We start from the raw sequence: 17,505 nt of genomic DNA, 5'->3' as shown, positions 1-17,505 counted from the left end.
TTTAATCTTTTGAGTTATTCTCAAGATTTTTTATTCTATTAACAATTTCAGTAAAGTTTCTGAAATGAATATAGTTTCTCAAATAATCATTATAGTTGATTGCCGGTGAGCCGTATAACGTTTCTTTATCATTAACGCTGGAATTCACGCCACTCTGCGCCTGAATTTTCACCTGGCTTCCTATTTTAATATGGCCTACGATACCAACCTGACCGCCAATCTGGTTCCAGTCTCCGATGGTTGTAGATCCTGCAATACCGGCCTGTGCCGCAATTACATTATTTTTACCAATCTTAACATTATGTGCAATCTGAATCAGGTTATCTATTTTTGTACCTTTCCCTATAATAGTTGAACCGATGGTTGCGCGGTCAATACTACAATTTGAACCGATTTCCACATCATCTTCAATGATAACGTTCCCCAACTGCGGAATTTTTTTGAATCCTTCGGGTGTCGGCTGGAAACCGAATCCATCTCCTCCTATTACCGTATTGGAATGAATCACACAATTATCCCCGATGATGCAGTAGTCATAAATTCTGGCACCGCTGTCTATTTTGCAGTTTTTGCCAATCTTTACGCCCTTCCCGATATAAACATGAGGGTAAATCTGAGATCCTTCACCAATTTTTGCTTTCTCTGAAACATAGGTAAAAGCTCCAATGTAAGCCTTATCACCGATCACAGCTGTGTCGTGTATGGAAGAGCCATTTTCAATGCCTTCTTTTCTCCCCTGCATTTCCTGATAGAGGTTCATGAGTATCTGAAAAGAAAGATAGGCATCTTTCACCGATATAATGGTAGAATTATAAGAATCTTTTGTAATTAGACTTTCTGAAACAATGATAACGGAGCATTTTGAGGTATCTAAATAATGCGTAAATCGATCTTGTGCTATAAAAGAAAGATGCCCTGTTTCCCCGCTTTCAATAGGTGAAACACCAGTAATAAGTGCACTTTCGTCACCTATTATTTTTCCGTCAATAAAACTTGCAATTTGCGAAGCTGTAAATTCCATATTCTGCAAAGATAAGAAATTCTGTAATTCGCAAACATTTTTTGGTTTTCGGAAAGTAAAATTTTAATAATATTTAAGAAAATGTATTCTGAATATCCCTTGGATACATGAGAATATAGCGTTGAGTCTTATTTATCATGAGCCCTGATAAAAGCTGATCTTCCGATTCTTCAAGCCTTATTTTTTTCCCACTTTTCTGCAGGAGATATATAGGCTGTTTTTCTGTATCATAAGGAAGAAGTTTTCTTTTAATTACATTCACCAATTCTTCACCATTATCAATTCCGAAAAAATCATTGGTTTTTTTTACTTTTTCTTTAATGAATTCCTGTTCAAAAGGATGTGATGAGATAATTGTTCTGGGAAGGTTTCTTTGAATGATACATTTGCACCAATAAGACAATATATGATCTTCTGCATTCTGCCACAGTTTCATTGCCTGAATAATGTCATTATCGTCCAGCTGAGTAAATCGTTTTACGTCTTCATCAGTCGCTGCGCTTTTTTCACGATAAAGGAAATATTTGAGATTATCACCGGCAGGAAGATCTATTCCCATAGAAACAAGATATTTGGCGCGCTCCAGAATTTTCACCAGTAAAAATTCAGCAAGTGCCGAAGTTTTATGATAATATACCTGCCAGTACATGAACATTCTGGCCGTTAGAAAATTTTCAATCGAATAAACTCCTTTGGCATCAATTACCAATTCTCCCTCTTCACAGACATTCATCATGGAAATGATTCGCTGCGTATTGATGCTGCCTTCCGAGACTCCTGTAAAAAAGCTGTCGCGTTTCAGATAATCAAGTCTGTCTACATCCAGCTGTGAAGAGATCAGCTGATTGAAAAATTTCCGGTGATATCTTCCCTGGAACATTTCAATAGCGCAGGAAAGCGCTCCGTCAAACTCAACATTCAGACGGTTCATTAATAATAAAGAAAGAGTTTCATGATGCCAGTCATCCATCAGCATACTTTCCAGTGCGTGAGAAAACGGACCATGACCAATATCGTGCATTAAAATTGCCAACATGGCTCCCTTTTCCTCATTTTCCGAAATTTTCACTCCTTTCTGCTTTAACGTTTCAAGGGCGGTAAACATAAGATGCATCGCTCCCAGTGCATGATGAAATCTTGTATGCGTTGCTCCGGGAAAAATAAGATTCAGAAGGCCTGTTTGCCCGATTCTCCTTAATCGCTGAAAATAAGGATGCTCAATAATATCAAATAAGATTTCGTGTGGTATTCTGATAAAACCGTGAACCGGATCATTGATGATTTTGAGTTTATTCTGCATGGAAAACGTCTGAATTTATAAACAAATTTAAGGATTTTAAAATTGAACCTGATTTAAAATATTATTAAAAAATCGGGCCGAAATTTATAAAGAATTATTATGTAGAAATATTGCAGTTTTCATTAACTTATATTTAACTTTACGCATGTTCATTTTGGCAGATTTTAATGTTAGTTGGTCGGCAATTTGATACAATAACCATGTAAAAAAATAAATTTATGTCGGAAAAGATATTATGGATAGATGATGAAATTGACCTCCTTAAACCTCACATTGTATTCCTTGAAAAAAAGGGCTACCAGGTAACTCCTGTAAACAATGTTAACGAGGCTTTGGAGCTGATGGATTCTGAAAAATTCGCATTAACACTAATTGATGAAAATATGCCGGGAATCTCCGGACTTGAAGCTATTCCTATGATTAAGGATAAAGATAATTCCTTAAAAATAGTAATGGTGACTAAAAGCGAAGAAGAGCATATTATGGAAGAGGCCATCGGATCACAAATCGCAGATTATATTCTGAAACCGGTGAACCCCAACCAGATTTTACTTTCATTAAAGAAAAACCTTCAACAGGACAATCTGGTTGAGCAGAAAACTATTCTTCAGTACCAGCAGGAATTCAGAAACCTTTCCATGGAACTTTCTTATTTAAGATCGTACCAGGATTGGGCAGAATATTATAAGAAAATCCTGAACTGGGAAATTAAATTTGATAAAGTAACAGATAATGAGTTTGCAGATCTTCTTCAGTCACAGAAGGAAGAGGCGAACATCCAGTTTGCGAAATTTATCGAAAATAATTACGAAGACTGGCTCCATGATTCTGAGAAACCAATTATGAGCCACACCCTTTTTAAAGAAAAAATAAAACCCGAAGTAGAAAAGGAAAAAGTTCTGTTGCTGATGGTGGATAACCTCCGTTATGACCAGTGGAAAGTAATTGAACCTTTATTTACTAAATATTATAACAAGATTTCTGAGGATTATTATTACAGTATTCTTCCTACGGCAACGCAGTATGCAAGAAATTCTTTTTTTGCAGGACTTATGCCTTCTGAAATTGAAAAGCGTTTCCCGGATAAATGGTTCAATGATAATGAAGAGGGGAACAAAAATGAATATGAACGTGATTTCCTGGAAGACCAGATGAAAAGGATCGGGCTTGGCTCCAAGTCCATGAAATACCTTAAAGTCCTGAATGCCGATTTTGAGCGAAAGATTTATGATGACTTTAACCAGCACAAAAACAACGACCTGTTAGTGATCGTATACAATTTCATTGATATTCTTTCTCATGCGAAAACGGACAACCATATTGTTGATCAATTGATTCGTGATGATAAAACTTTCAGATCGCTCACTTTAAACTGGTTTGAAAATTCTTCATTGATGAAGATCATTAAAGTTGCAGCTGAAAACGGATTCAAACTTGTGATCACCACGGACCATGGGACCGTTTATGTTAAAAAGCCAAGTAAGGTGGTGGGAGACAGGGAAACTTCAACCAACATCCGTTATAAGACAGGAAAAAGCTTAACATATGACGACAGTGATGTATGGGCCATTACGAATCCTGAAAAATTATTTTTACCTAAAGGAAATTTAAGCTCAAAGTATATTTTCGCCAAGAATAATATTTTCCTGGCTTATCCTAAGAATTACAATCATTTTGTGAACTACTACAAGGAGACTTATCAGCACGGCGGAATTTCACTGGAAGAGTGCATCATTCCGATCAGCATTCTGGAACCTAAATAGCAGATAGTATTGCCAGTTTGCTAATAGCTGTTTATTAATATCATGTTTCGGGCGGAAAAATCTTCGATTTTTCCGCCCGAAACTATTTTAAGACCTGATAAGCAAGTTTCATTTTGTATTTTTGGAAAAATTAAAATTTTGAGATTAATAACTTACAACGTTAACGGAATAAGAGCTGCTTTTACCAAGGATTTTTTAGGATGGCTGAAATCTGCCGATCCGGACATCATCTGTATCCAGGAAAGCAAAGCCGGAAACGACCAGATTGATATCGAAAGCCTCGAAAAACTGGGTTATCACAGTTACTGGCATTCGGCTGTTAAAAAAGGCTACAGCGGTGTAGGAATCGCTTCTAAAATAAAGCCTGTACATGTGGAATATGGCTGTGGTATTGAAAGCTATGACAATGAAGGAAGGATTATCCGTGCTGACTTTGACGGCTTTTCTGCCATTTCAGTATATGTTCCTTCTGCTTCTAATATTGAAAGGCTGGATTTTAAGATGCAGTTTTGCTATGATTTTTTAGAATACATTAAAACTTTAAAAAAGGAAATTCCCAATCTTATTATTTCAGGCGATTTTAATATCTGCCATGAAGCTATTGATATTCATAATCCGATCGGATTAAAAAATGTTTCCGGCTTCTTACCGATGGAAAGAGAATGGATGACGAATTTCATTAATGAATGCGAGCTTATTGACAGTTTCCGTTTTTTTAACAATGAACCTGATCATTATACATGGTGGAGCTACCGGCAAAACTCAAGAGAGCGGAATAAAGGCTGGAGACTGGATTATAATTTCACTTCCTACGCTTTAAAAGATAAGCTTACCAGAGCGGTTATATTAAAGGAAGCAGTGCATTCCGATCATTGTCCTGCACTTGTAGAGATCAGCTTATAATCATCATACTATAAAAAGCAAAAAAGCCAACTGCGAAAGTTGGCTTTTTTTAATTTAAATCATAAAATTAATCGACAATTTCATATTCCACCGGAATCGTACCGCGGTCGGTATCTCCGATTTCATCGAACGCAGCTTTAGACATATCTAAAGCTCTTGACGAATGGTAAGGTCCTCTATCATTAATTTTCACAATTACCTCTTTACCATTGTTCAGGTTGGTCACCTTAATGTTTGTTCCGAAAGGAAGCGTTCTGTTGGCTGCAGTAAACTTTGCATTATCGAAAATCTCTCCGCTGGCCGTTTTTCTACCGTTAAATTTATCGTGGTAGTACGATGCATAACTTGTTTTTTTCGCATCTATGGCATTCATTTTGAAAGAATAAACACCAAGGGTTGAAATCATCATTATGATTACGAGAATTAATCTTTTCATCATTTTGAACTTTTATTTGTTTGACGAGGCAAATGTATCAGGAATCTTTTAACGAGCCTATTTTATATGTTAACAGATGTTAATAAAAACTAAAATAAATGTTAATTAAAATTATAAAATACTGATTATCAACAATTAAAACCATATTGTTAAAAAACGTTAAAAAAACAGTTAAAAAGTTAACAAATTTAACGAAAAGACTGCGGAAATATAAAATTTAAAATCACAAAATACTAATTATCAATAGTTTAAATATTTGTACTTCATGTAAATTTCTTTACTTTTTATATTATGGATTTTATGTTGAGCCTATACTAATTCTCCGTAAAGATCAAATTCTTCAGCCGAAGTGATTTTTACATCCGCAAATTCACCAATGGAAATATAAGTGTCTTCTGCAGATACCAAAACGGTATTGTCCACATCCGGCGAATCGTATTCCGTTCTTCCTATAAAATAGTTTCCTTCCTTACGGTCAAAAATACATTTGTATACATTCCCGATTTTTTCCTGATTCTTTTCCCAAGAAATCTGGGATTGAATTTCCATGATCTCCTCTACTCTGGCTTCTTTAACTTCCTGTGGAATATCATCTTCCAATACATAAGCACCAGTGTTTTCTTCATGAGAATAGGTGAAGCATCCGAGCCTGTCGAATTTTTGTTCTCTCACCCAATCTTTTAATTCCTGGAAAATTTCTTCCGTTTCTCCGGGATATCCAACGATAAGGGTTGTACGGATGGCCATATCCGGAACTTTCTCTCGGAATTTTGCTAAAAGTGCATCTGTCTTTTCATGGGTAGTCCCTCTTTTCATAGATTTCAGCAGCTCGGAGTTGATGTGCTGAAGCGGAATATCGATATAGTTGCAGACTTTCGGTTCTTCTCTTATAATATCAAGAACATCTTCCGGGAAACCGCTTGGAAAAGCATAATGAAGACGAATCCATTCAATTCCATCTACCTTTACCAATTCTTTTAATAAATCACCAAGAGCACGTCTTTTATAAATATCCAGTCCGTAATAGGTAAGATCCTGCGCAATAAGAATCAGTTCTTTGGTACCCTTTTTAGCAAGCTTTTGAGCTTCTGAAACCAGCTTCTCGATTGGCGTGGAAATGTGGCCTCCCCTCATCAGAGGAATCGCACAGAAGGAACATGGCCTGTCGCAGCCTTCGGAAATTTTAAGATAGGCATAATGTTTTGGAGTAGTCGTTAAACGCTCTCCTACAAGCTCATGTTTGTAATCCGCACCCAGATGTTTAAGCAAAATCGGAAGATCTCTCGTTCCGAAATACTGGTCTACATCAGGAATCTCTCTTACAAGATCCGGCTTGTATCTTTCGGAAAGACATCCTGTGACAAATACTTTTTCTACTTCGCCCCTGTTCTTCGCTTCAACATAATCAAGAATAGTATTGATGGATTCTTCTTTGGCATTGTCTATAAATCCGCAGGTATTGATAACTACAATATCTCCTTTGTCTTCATGAACAACTTCTTTTCCGTTGGCTTTCAGCTGGCTCATCAAAACTTCAGAGTCATAAACATTCTTGGAACATCCAAGCGTTACTACATTGATTTTCTTCTTCCCTACAGATTTTGTACGCATCTTTTTGATTTTGAGTTGGCAAAGATACAAAATATTGAAGAGTCCTGAATAAAAAATAAAAACCACCCGAAAGAGTGGTTGTGTGATATCATTTAAAATTCTATTCGTGATTAAAAGCGGGTAACATCTGATCTTTTTCGGATAAAACTGCGTCTTGTGAAGGAATGATCCAATCGATGTTCAAATGGGAATCATTGTACACAACCCCTGCTTCTGATTCTTTATTATAAAAATCATCACATTTATATGCAAAAACGGCTGTTTCACTTAATACCGAAAAACCGTGTCCAAAGCCTCTGGGTACATACAACTGGGTTTTATTTTCTGCAGTAAGTTCAATTCCGAACCATTTTCCGAATGTAGGAGAATCTTTTCTCATATCTACGGCAACATCCCAAACCCGGCCTTCAAGACAGGAAACCAATTTCGCCTGCGCATGTTCTCCTTTCTGCAAATGAATTCCGCGGATGACTCCATATGAAGATTTGGATACGTTATCCTGAACAAAATGACCGTTCATTCCGGTAAGTTCCTCAAATCTTTTTTCATTATACTTTTCAAAAAAATATCCTCTTTCATCTTCAAAAATTGTAGGCTCAATTATATAGCAATCTTTTAGAGGAGTTTCTTTTATTTTCATATTATTTAATTGCGGTTGATTGTATTTTCTTTTTCAGCTTTAATTTAAGGAACAGATAAATGCTTCCAAACGGAACAAATATAATTAAAATAACAGCATAACCGGGCAGCTTCGAGTATATTAAAAATATATTTACTGCCAATTGGGCAAGGGCATAGATTATACTTATAACAAGATGAGACATTTTTTTCTCATTAGCCAGGAGCTGATACAAATGCCTCCTATGCGCTTCAAAAATATTTTCTTTCAGGAGTAATCTTTCTATAATTGTTAATACGACCTCTATCCCATATACTGAAAACAGGAGTATATATTTGTAATCCTGTGTCTTCATGATCAATAAAGTAATAAGTGCAATCAGCCAGAAGCCGATTCCCATACTTCCGACATCTCCGGCGAAACATCTGGCTTTTTTTCTGAAATTAAAAAACAGGAAAACCAGAGATGCCAATATTGCATACATTATAAAATTTTCCTGCGTAAATGGGATAATATCACGATTGATGTAAAAGAGAGTCAACAATGTTACCAATGTATAAGCTCCTGTCATGCCATTAATTCCATCCATAAAATTGTAGGCATTGAGCGTTCCTATAACTATGATAAAGAAAATCGGCCAAGCCCAGACTGGCATCATACTGAACATCTCTGCAAAATTCAGTAAAAGCGCTACCGATAAAAAGTGGACCGTAATCCTTATTTTTCCGGATAAGGTTTTGACATCATCAATAAAACTGACAAGACATATTGCCAGTAACCCGAGCCCGAAAGACCAGTACATTTCTGTCACTTCTTTATAATTGAATATACAGAAAATGATAAAGGCAATCGGAAAAATGATTCCGCCTCCTCTGAGGGTAATTTGCGAGTGGGCACTGCGATGATTAGGCTTATCGATAATATTATACTTATCCGCTACTGCGAAATATGCCTGAATTAAAATGAATAAGGTTATGAAAACCAGTAGATATTCTATCATTTGTGTTGAAAGCTTTTTATAGTTTTTATTAATCCTTCTTTTGTGGAAACGGGAAGTTGCCTTATATCTAAAGCTGATTTTATTTTATGATTGGAAACTTTATAATTTTCGGTCAGCTTTTTTAATCTTTCCGAGTTTAAAGGAAGTTTTATTTTATCACCTACTTTTGAAAAAATATTTATAATATCCGGATACACATTCAATTGCTTTGTTCTTTTACCAAGTGCTTCATCAATAATCTTTATCAATTCATTAGTTGATAAAAATTCGTCATCCGCAACATTATAAATTCCAGATGTAATTTTTTTATTTTCAAGTAATTGTAATACCAAAAAGTTAACATTATCAATACTTAAAAATGATCTTTTGTTATCAAATGCACCTAATGGCCATGGCATGCCCATTTTGACCATTTTATACAGAAGATTAAGATTGCCTTTATTTCCGGGACCATGAATCATACAAGGGCGAATAACAAAAAGCCTTTTTGTGCCGGGAAGTGCCTGGGAAAGTAAATATTCTTCCGCAAGCAATTTAGATTTCCCATAAGGAGTTTTAGGTTCTGCCATGTGGTCTTCATGTAAAATATCCACAACGCAGTCCGCTACAGCCTTTACGCTGCTAAAATAAATAAAATCTTTGATATTTGACTTCAAAAACTCGTCAAAAACTTTTTTTGTAAGTTCCGTATTAATTTTGAAATAATCTTCAGCCTCCGAACTGTTTTCAATATCATGTGCTTTCCCGGCCAAATGGATCAGGGCATCGGCATTGATGTCAAGGGTCCATTCAGAACGTAATGACACAGCATCTATATCATGTTCTTTATTTTTTAGGAATTGTGAAAGATTTTTTCCTACAAATCCTGAAGCTCCTGTAATAATTATTTTCATTTTTGGGAAATTAATTTTTCAAGATTTGAAATGCACTGCTCCATTTTATAGTTTAATTCATAAAACTGTTTTCCATTTCTTCCTAAAATTGCCAAATCTTCTTTTTTCATTTGTGATATTCTTTCAATTGTAGCGGCTAATGCTTCACTATTGCCTGCCGGAACGGAAAATCCGCAATCTGCTTCAGCGATATTTTCTGCACCTTCACCATTGAGCATAGCAAGAATCGGCTTTCCGGAACTCATATAAGCCTGGACTTTTGCAGGAACGGTAAGGTTGAATATAGGGTCATCTTTAAGACTTACCAATAATAGATCTGCAGCATTAAAAAAAGTAGCCATTGCTTCAACAGGAAAACGTCCTAAGGTATACACTGTTTTCTCAAGATGATATTCTGAGATAAAATCCTGTACAAAAGGCATTTTTCTGCCATCTCCCAGTAAAATAAATTTAATTTCTTTATTTTCTTTAAGCATTAAAGCTGCCTTCATAATATTGTCCATATCCTGAGCTTCCCCTATATTTCCGGCAAATATGATCCTGAATCCGTCGGGAAGTTCGGGAATTGGGAATTCTTTATTTCCTGAGGATATGGTGTCTTCTGCCCAATTGGGAAAATAGTGAATTTTATTTTCAAAATCACCTTTTTCCAGAATAGATTTTTTAAAACCTTTGGAGGTGATCAATATCTTTTCTGATTCTTTATAAAAGTTCCGCACCATCCTGGTGAAAAAGTTGAGTATGAATTTATTTTTAATGCCTCCGGCGATTTCAAGGCTTTCGGGCCATAAATCCATTACCCAAAAATAGACAGGCGTCTTCTGTAGTTTTTTTAAAACCAGCGCAGGATAAAACTGGGTAATGGGTGAAGGTTCATGAACTATAATTGCATCATATTTTTTTGAGGATAGCTGCAATGCTTTTAAAGAGGCAAAAAATGCCCAGCTAAAATAATTGAGAAATAATCTCAACCCGCCACCGCTTCCTCTCGGCAACAATAACGCTCTTATAACCTTCACATTGTTGATATACTGCGTTCTTTTTTTAAAATATCCATATCCTTCATATATTTTACCTTCAGGGTAGTTGGGAATTCCGGTGAGTACAGTAACGTCGTGTCCTCTCTTCTTTAATTCGAAAGCGAGGTCATTACTTTTAAAATTTTCCGGATAAAAATACTGCGTTACAATAAGAATTTTCATTAGCTTTTACTCCAGACAACTCTGTTAATATAATCGGTATAGCTCAGAATAATTCTTACCATCTTTTCGGAAACATTGGGCATAGAATAGTCTGCAACGGGTCTGAAATTCCTTTCATTTCCTATTTTCTGCTGCTGAAGCTGGGCAAGTCCCTGCATGATTCTTTCAGGAGAAAGCCCTACCATCATGACCGATGCTTCTTCCATGGCTTCCGGACGTTCATGAGCCTCACGGATGTTTAATGCCCTGAAATTAAGAATGGAAGATTCTTCAGAAATTGTTCCTGAATCTGATAAAACCGCAAAGCTTCTCATCTGCAATGCATTATAATCATGAAATCCTAAAGGTTTTAAAAACTGAATTTCCGGTCTTACCTCAACGTTCATTTTATCAATCATGTTTCTGGTTCTGGGATGAGTGGAAACAATAATGGGTAATTTAAACTTTTCGGCAATTGTATTTAGGCTTTGTATTAATCCTTTAAAATTTTTCTCTGAATTAATATTTTCTTCCCGGTGAGAAGATACAACAAAATACTTTCCTTCTTCAATATTCAAACGAGTGAGCACATCGGATTTTTCAATCTGTGGGAGATAATGATGCAGGACTTCGAACATCGGAGATCCTGTTTTGATAATTCTGTCGGCAGGAAGTCCTTCACGCAAAAGATATTCTCTTGCAATATCTGAGTAGGTTAGGTTAATATCTGCTGTATGGTCTACGATTTTTCTGTTGGTTTCCTCAGGAACTCTCTGGTCGAAACATCTGTTTCCGGCTTCCATGTGGAAAATAGGTATTTGTCTTTTCTTTGCGGGAATCGCACAAAGACACGAGTTGGTATCTCCCAAAACAAGGAAGGCATCCGGCTTCAGTTCTTCCAGAAGAGGATCTATTTTAATCAGAATATTTCCAACGGTTTCTGTGGCCGTTTTACCGGCTGCTTCAAGGAAATAATCCGGCCTGCGAAGACCCAGATCTTCAAAGAAAATCTGGTTCAGTTCGTAATCATAGTTTTGTCCCGTATGGACGATGATATGTTCAATAGCTTCAGAAGCGTCCAAAGCAGATAATACTCTTGATAATCTGATGATTTCAGGCCGTGTTCCCACGACGGTTAATACTTTTAATTTCTTCATTTGTACAATTTATATATCCTAATCCGATAACGGCTGCTCCAAAATACCACAACTCAAATGATAAATAAAGGCTTCCTGAGGTCTGAGCCAAAATTAAATACTGCAGGAAAAAGAAAATCAAGATCCCGCTTTCCTTATATTGATAAATATTCTTCAGAACTTTAAAAAAGCTTCTGATTACAAATTTAAAATAAATTATAAAGAGCGCCATACCTAATAATCCTGTTGACATTAATATATCTATAAATATATTATGTGAATAGGCTCCGTCGCTTAATAAAGCATTCCCTCCAATGAAAGGATGTTCCCTGAATATCTCTACACCGCTGTTTAAGTAAAAAGCTCTTCCTGAAGCATTATTTTCAAAAATTGCCGCATTTAATCTTTTAAAAAAAATAAAATCTTCAGCTATTTTACTTTGATATATCCAAAATAATGCAATAAAAGACAATACAATAAGGCTAAAGAAAGAGATCCAGTATTTTCTTTTATTCAATAACATTAAAAATACAAAAAGAATGATTATCAATGCCAGTACCGGACTTCTTGCTGCGGCAACATACATTGGAAAAAGTCCGAGAAAAATCGCAATGATATAGTGAAGGCCTTTAATCTTCAAAATTAAAAAACTATACAATGCCATAATAACCAAGCTTAACCCATAATGTCCGACTGTGATATAATATAACCTGAATATACCGCTTCTTCCATTACTTGAATAGGTATCAAAAATAAACTGCGTATGAATAAAATTGATAGCTAGAAGAATAAAATAAAGCCAGAATATGATCCGGAAAAACTTTTTAAAATCAATTTTTTCGTAGTCCAGGCTTACCAGAGCGATAACGGGCACCGGTATTATGATAAAACCAAAATAATAAATAGAATATTTCAGTTTTTGCAATGCATCTGCCGGTAAATCAATATCCGGGATCGTATGATACAGTTTGAACAGGTAAAAAGAGAAAAAAGTAACAAATGCTGCTACCAATACTTTTCTTTTTTTAACTATTGAGATATTTTTACCTATGAAATATATTGATGCCACAAACAAGACACCTCTTATGAATGCATTGATATAGTGAGGATATCCACTGGAATTATAAGGATCTATGTAGCCCAAAATATAGCCGAATAAAGCAAATATCAGGAAATACATTTCCTGATTTATTATTATCGAATACTTAAGACTTTTTGTTTTTTCCATCTACTACACTTCCAGAAAATAGGTATCTGCATCTTCGGGATTAAAAGGCTCATTAATCCAAAAAATAGTATATAGCTCTTCTTCTCCTATATTTTTAATATTGTGCGTGTACCAGATCGGCATATCTACGTATGCAGGCTCGGTTCCATCCAAGAAAAAATCCAGCACTTCATCGGTATCTATTTTCCGAAGCTGTATCAGCGCTTTCCCTTTGATAACAGCAAATCTCTCTATTTTCCGTGTATGGAAATGGTTTCCTCTAGTAATTCCCGGAACGGTAGTTGAAAACGAACATTGCCCACCTATGCCCAGTCTTATCACCTCAACAAACGCTCCTCTCGGATCCGTATGCTGCGTAAATTTTACGGGGTAATGATTTTTTATATCAAAATAGCATCGGAAAGTATTGAAAAGATTTAAATCAAAAGCAGTTTCTAAAGCAGGAATTTCTCCGTTTTCAAAATATAACTTTTTATAATTTTCTAATTTTCCGAGTACTTCCGAAACCTTATTAACGGAGGTATGCGGAACTTCATAGAGATCCCTGTTTTTTCCTTCTTCAATCTGAGTGATGATTTCCTTTACAAGTTCTCCTATATAGATCAATTTAACCTCTCCGTCCTGATCAATAAATGGCGTTTCCCCATGGGTAAGTTTATGACAAAAGGTTGCAATAAAAGAATTGTAATTGGGTTTCCCAAAAGGACCGAAAACATTGGGAATAACCATGCCCGTAAATTTTCCGCCCGATTTTTCCGCCCATTCTGCCAAAAGCTGACGCCCTTCTTTTTTGGATTTCCCGTAAAGGTTGTCTTTTTCTTCCTGAGAGGAGGATGAGAAGAGAACATGTGCTTTGGATTTTGTTTTTTCTAAAGAAGCTGTTAATTTTTTTACAAGCTCCATATTATTGGTGTAAATAACTTCCGGATCAGTATGTCTGTTCATTGCTGCAAGATGTACGATCACATCACACTGCGCTACAAACTTATCCAGTTTTTCATCGTTTTCGAAAAAATCCCTTTCAAAATGAATTCTTTCAAATTGATCCGGTGATAAGCCAAGCGTATTGTAGAGATGTGAACCGACAAAGCCATTCTGGCCGGTAATTCCGATTTTTTTCATTATTTTAAATTTTCGAAATAGTTTATAGGAAAACGATAATCATCAGTAATTTCGCCGAGGGCATAATCTGCCATTACCAGCAATCTTGAATTTTCATGATGAGACTGAATAGCACTAGCATATCCGGAGGGAACATGCAGAATATCTAAATTTTCTGAATTTAATTCAAATTTTAAAACCTGCAGATTTTCAGAGGGTTTTTCCCAGTTGTCGATTTTAATCAGGTTTATGGTAAAACTTCCCTGTGCGGCAGAAAACCATCTTTGTTCCCTTTGATGACCAGTCCAACCTCTTATAAACCGAGTATCTCTGTTTTCTATAAAGTAGATTCTTTTGATCTGAGATGCATCGAAATCATTATTAAAAAAAAGACTTCCTCTGTCATCTGCAAAGCTTTTCCCCTGAATAAGCATTGGTTTTTCCATAACTCAATAGTTTTAATCGGGATATTGCATTATATTATCTTCTCCCAAGACTTCTTTCCTTATGAGCGGCAGTTTCATGAGGAGCTTTTTCATACCTTCTACATCCTGCTGCTGTGTATTATGAGAATGATAATCTTCAATTTTGGAAATATCTTCTGTCCCTTCTGAAAAATATTGGGCATAATTAAGATCCCTGTTATCAGCCGGAATTCTGTAAAAATTCCCCATATCTTCAGCTTTAATCATTTCTTCACGGGTACAAAGTGTCTCATACAATTTTTCGCCGTGTCTCGTTCCGATAATTTTTACAGGATTATCGGCTTTGAACATTTCTTTTAAGGCCTGTGCCAAATCGCCGATTGTTCCGGCCGGTGCTTTATTCACGAATAAGTCTCCGGGATTTCCATGTTCAAACGCAAATAAAACAAGATCTACCGCCTCTTCCAGCGACATCAGAAACCTGGTCATGTTGGGGTCTGTAATAGTAATAGGATCTCCGTTTTTAATCTGCTTTACAAATAAAGGGATTACGGATCCTCTGGAAGCCATTACATTACCATATCTTGTAAGACAAACCACTGTATCATTAACATTTCGGGAGGCAGCGATGGCTACTTTTTCCATCATTGCCTTCGAAATACCCATTGCATTAATGGGATATGCTGCTTTGTCCGTACTTAGACAGATTACTTTTTTCACATAATTCTGAACGGCAGCATCAATTACATTCTGCGTGCCTTCAACATTTGTTTTCACGGCCTGCATAGGAAAAAATTCGCATGATGGTACCTGCTTAAGGGCAGCAGCATGAAAAATATAATCCACTCCTCTCGTTGCAGGCTCAACACTCTTATAGTCTCTTACATCACCGATATAAAATTTCAGTTTATCATTTTTAAACTGATTTCTCATATCATCCTGCTTTTTCTCATCACGGGAAAAGATACGTATTTCCTTAAAATGGTCTGTATTAATAAATTTTCTAAGAACAGCTGTCCCGAAAGAGCCTGTCCCTCCCGTAATCAAAAGTGTTTTATCTTTAATCTGCATTGTTTTTCGGTTTATAGTTTCATGTCGAATATTTTTTCCCAGATTGCAATATTATATAATTTCCACTGCATTTCTCTGTTTTTGATTTTTTTAATTTTTTTGGAATAAAGTTTCTGCAATATTTCTGACTGGTTAATTTTTTCCAAAATTTCTTCAGAATAGGGCCACCACTTATCTGCAGGAGCATCAAATCCTATTTTTCTTTTCCGCCACGTTACTTCATCCGGTAAGTTACCAGACATGTTTTTTCTTAATAGATATTTAGACCATTTATCATAGATCTTAAAGTTGCTATTAATTGACAGACATGTTTCTACAAATTTGTAATCTAAGAATGGAAGTCTTGTTTCCACTCCAAAGGCCATAGAATTTTTTTCTTCAAATTTCAGGAGCTCCGGAATCTGCGTCCAGAAAATCTCAATTCTCTGCATTTTAAAAATATCGGAATATGAATTGGTAAGATTTTTCATCAGCGTAAAATCAATTTTTTTTCTATATCCGGATTTTATATTTCTTGCCCGGAATAATATCCTAAGCTTTCTAACAAAGAAAACACTAAAATATAAATAATATAGGATCCCTTTATATATTGAAATATCATAATGTCCAGGTACACTGAGCAGGAACTTTAGATTTTTTATGAAAGAATGGTTTCTGAGATATGCCGCAGTATATCTGCTGTAACCGAGCAAAATTTCATCCGCTCCTTGTCCGTCCAGCAATACTTTGATATTTAACTTATTGGTTTCTTCCATAAGGAAGTTCTGCATGTAAATGGACAATCCGGGAAATGGTTCTTCTTGGGAAATAATAACATCATTGATTTTTTTCCTGAATTCTTCCTGGCTGGGATATATGAGGTCCTGATTTAGGCCAAGATGTTCCGAAACCAATTTAGAATAATAGCTTTCATCATTTTTGGGATCCCTTGACCCTACCGAAATCACATTAAATTTCTCTTTTTTTTGTTCTTTATATATTTTGGATGCTTTGGATGCCATATACGAACTGTCTAAACCACCACTTAAAGCAGATCCTATTTTTACGTCACATCTTAATCTCATTTTTATGGAACGTTCAAGCTCTTTATCAAAAAGGCTGGCTGCATCTTCTAAAGAAAGCTTTGAAATTTCTTCATTAAAATGGATATCGTAATACCTGTAGATCTCATAGGTATTATTTACGAGATCATACACTAAATTATGTGAGCCGGGGAGTTTGCTGATACCCTGAAAAAAAGTTTCGCTGGTTTGTTCCGTGAGATTAACAGCAATAAACTGAACAAGCACCTGCACATTTACCTGCGTGATTTTCTCAATCTCAAGTATCGGTTTGATTTCTGAAGCGAAAATAAATTTGTTATTATCTGTAAAATAATAAAAAGGTTTAATCCCAAAACGATCACGTGAACAGAATACTTTATTATTTTTCACATCAAATATGGCAAAAGCCCACATGCCGTTGAATTTTTTCACGCAATCTTCTTTCCAGCAATCATAAGAGGTAATCAGAACTTCTGTATCTGAATCTGTTTTAAACTGGTACCCTTTTTTTTCAAGCTCTTCTCTGAGTTCTATATAATTATAGATAGCTCCGTTGAAGATCAAAACATATTGATCACCGAAATAAAAAGGCTGGTTTGCAGATTCACTTGTATCAATAATCGACAATCTTCGGTGTCCGAATCCTACATTATCTTTAATAAAAAAGCCTTCTGCGTCGGGCCCTCTGTGCGACATTCTGTCGGTCATTCTTTTGAGAGCTTCCTCTTTTACCTGTGTCTGATCTTTATATATTATTCCGGCTATTCCGCACAT

At 35.8% G+C, this 17,505-nt stretch carries 16 protein-coding genes; 2 read left to right on the top strand and 14 right to left on the bottom strand.

The features are described from left to right. Nucleotide 1: 1 nt before the first annotated feature. Both lpxD and BUA76_RS12775 read right to left on the bottom strand, forming a co-directional pair. Nucleotides 2-1,021 carry a UDP-3-O-(3-hydroxymyristoyl)glucosamine N-acyltransferase gene (gene lpxD / locus BUA76_RS12780; protein WP_072885189.1) on the bottom strand — a complete coding sequence of 340 codons (1,020 nt, stop codon included), beginning with the start codon at nucleotides 1,019-1,021 and terminating at the stop codon, nucleotides 2-4. A 73-nt stretch (nucleotides 1,022-1,094) separates the two neighbouring features. After that, nucleotides 1,095-2,321, bottom strand: coding sequence for an HD domain-containing protein (locus BUA76_RS12775; RefSeq protein ID WP_072885188.1), 1,227 nt, complete (start codon nucleotides 2,319-2,321; stop codon nucleotides 1,095-1,097). A 218-nt stretch (nucleotides 2,322-2,539) separates the two neighbouring features. Here BUA76_RS12775 and porX point away from each other — a divergent pair, with 218 nt between their 5' ends. Then, the gene (gene porX / locus BUA76_RS12770; protein WP_072885187.1) at nucleotides 2,540-4,084 is read left to right on the top strand and encodes a T9SS response regulator signal transducer PorX; all 1,545 of its coding nucleotides are present in this window, start codon (nucleotides 2,540-2,542) and stop codon (nucleotides 4,082-4,084) included. 138 nt (nucleotides 4,085-4,222) lie between these two features. Beyond that, on the top strand, nucleotides 4,223-4,987 hold the full coding sequence (locus BUA76_RS12765; RefSeq protein WP_072885235.1) for an exodeoxyribonuclease III: 765 nt from the start codon (nucleotides 4,223-4,225) through the stop codon (nucleotides 4,985-4,987). A gap of 67 nt (nucleotides 4,988-5,054) precedes the next feature. On the opposite strand, the gene BUA76_RS12760 is transcribed toward BUA76_RS12765, so the two are convergent. The 12 genes from BUA76_RS12760 to asnB all read right to left on the bottom strand — a co-directional run bounded on the left by BUA76_RS12760 (nucleotide 5,055) and on the right by asnB (nucleotide 17,505). Continuing rightward, nucleotides 5,055-5,426: a septal ring lytic transglycosylase RlpA family protein gene (locus BUA76_RS12760; RefSeq protein WP_072885186.1), complete on the bottom strand. Its 372-nt coding sequence runs from the start codon at nucleotides 5,424-5,426 to the stop codon at nucleotides 5,055-5,057. 306 nt (nucleotides 5,427-5,732) lie between these two features. After that, nucleotides 5,733-7,034, bottom strand: a complete 1,302-nt coding sequence (gene rimO / locus BUA76_RS12755; RefSeq protein WP_072885185.1) for a 30S ribosomal protein S12 methylthiotransferase RimO — start codon at nucleotides 7,032-7,034, stop codon at nucleotides 5,733-5,735. 100 nt (nucleotides 7,035-7,134) lie between these two features. Beyond that, complete coding sequence (gene rfbC, locus BUA76_RS12750; RefSeq protein WP_072885184.1) at nucleotides 7,135-7,674, bottom strand: dTDP-4-dehydrorhamnose 3,5-epimerase; 540 nt, start codon at nucleotides 7,672-7,674, stop codon at nucleotides 7,135-7,137. A gap of 1 nt (nucleotide 7,675) precedes the next feature. Next, entirely contained in the window at nucleotides 7,676-8,653 is a 978-nt protein-coding gene (locus BUA76_RS12745) for an MraY family glycosyltransferase (RefSeq protein ID WP_083573231.1), read from the bottom strand. After that, complete coding sequence (locus BUA76_RS12740) at nucleotides 8,650-9,546, bottom strand: NAD-dependent epimerase/dehydratase family protein (RefSeq protein ID WP_072885183.1); 897 nt, start codon at nucleotides 9,544-9,546, stop codon at nucleotides 8,650-8,652. The genes BUA76_RS12745 and BUA76_RS12740 overlap by 4 nt, the downstream gene beginning before the upstream one ends. Next, nucleotides 9,543-10,748, bottom strand: coding sequence for a glycosyltransferase family 4 protein (locus BUA76_RS12735; RefSeq protein ID WP_072885182.1), 1,206 nt, complete (start codon nucleotides 10,746-10,748; stop codon nucleotides 9,543-9,545). Before BUA76_RS12735 ends, BUA76_RS12740 begins: the two co-directional genes overlap by 4 nt. After that, nucleotides 10,748-11,884: a non-hydrolyzing UDP-N-acetylglucosamine 2-epimerase gene (wecB, locus tag BUA76_RS12730; protein WP_072885181.1), complete on the bottom strand. Its 1,137-nt coding sequence runs from the start codon at nucleotides 11,882-11,884 to the stop codon at nucleotides 10,748-10,750. The genes BUA76_RS12735 and wecB overlap by 1 nt, the downstream gene beginning before the upstream one ends. Continuing rightward, nucleotides 11,841-13,043 carry an O-antigen ligase family protein gene (locus BUA76_RS12725; RefSeq protein ID WP_178337337.1) on the bottom strand — a complete coding sequence of 401 codons (1,203 nt, stop codon included), beginning with the start codon at nucleotides 13,041-13,043 and terminating at the stop codon, nucleotides 11,841-11,843. Before BUA76_RS12725 ends, wecB begins: the two co-directional genes overlap by 44 nt. 51 nt (nucleotides 13,044-13,094) lie before the next feature. Continuing rightward, on the bottom strand, nucleotides 13,095-14,213 hold the full coding sequence (locus BUA76_RS12720) for a polysaccharide biosynthesis C-terminal domain-containing protein (protein ID WP_072885179.1): 1,119 nt from the start codon (nucleotides 14,211-14,213) through the stop codon (nucleotides 13,095-13,097). Further along, complete coding sequence (locus BUA76_RS12715) at nucleotides 14,213-14,638, bottom strand: WxcM-like domain-containing protein (protein WP_072885178.1); 426 nt, start codon at nucleotides 14,636-14,638, stop codon at nucleotides 14,213-14,215. The genes BUA76_RS12720 and BUA76_RS12715 overlap by 1 nt, the downstream gene beginning before the upstream one ends. A gap of 12 nt (nucleotides 14,639-14,650) precedes the next feature. Further along, nucleotides 14,651-15,688, bottom strand: a complete 1,038-nt coding sequence (locus tag BUA76_RS12710) for a polysaccharide biosynthesis protein (RefSeq protein ID WP_072885177.1) — start codon at nucleotides 15,686-15,688, stop codon at nucleotides 14,651-14,653. 11 nt (nucleotides 15,689-15,699) lie between these two features. Further along, nucleotides 15,700-17,505 (bottom strand): asparagine synthase (glutamine-hydrolyzing), encoded by a 1,806-nt coding sequence (asnB, locus tag BUA76_RS12705; protein ID WP_072885176.1) that lies wholly within the window; start codon nucleotides 17,503-17,505, stop codon nucleotides 15,700-15,702.

It is taken from the genome of Chryseobacterium takakiae (genome assembly GCF_900129385.1).
GTDB classification, from domain to species: domain Bacteria; phylum Bacteroidota; class Bacteroidia; order Flavobacteriales; family Weeksellaceae; genus Chryseobacterium; species Chryseobacterium takakiae.
The sequence above is the reverse complement of the archived record's forward strand: the minus strand, read 5'-3'. Positions and strand labels throughout refer to the sequence as shown.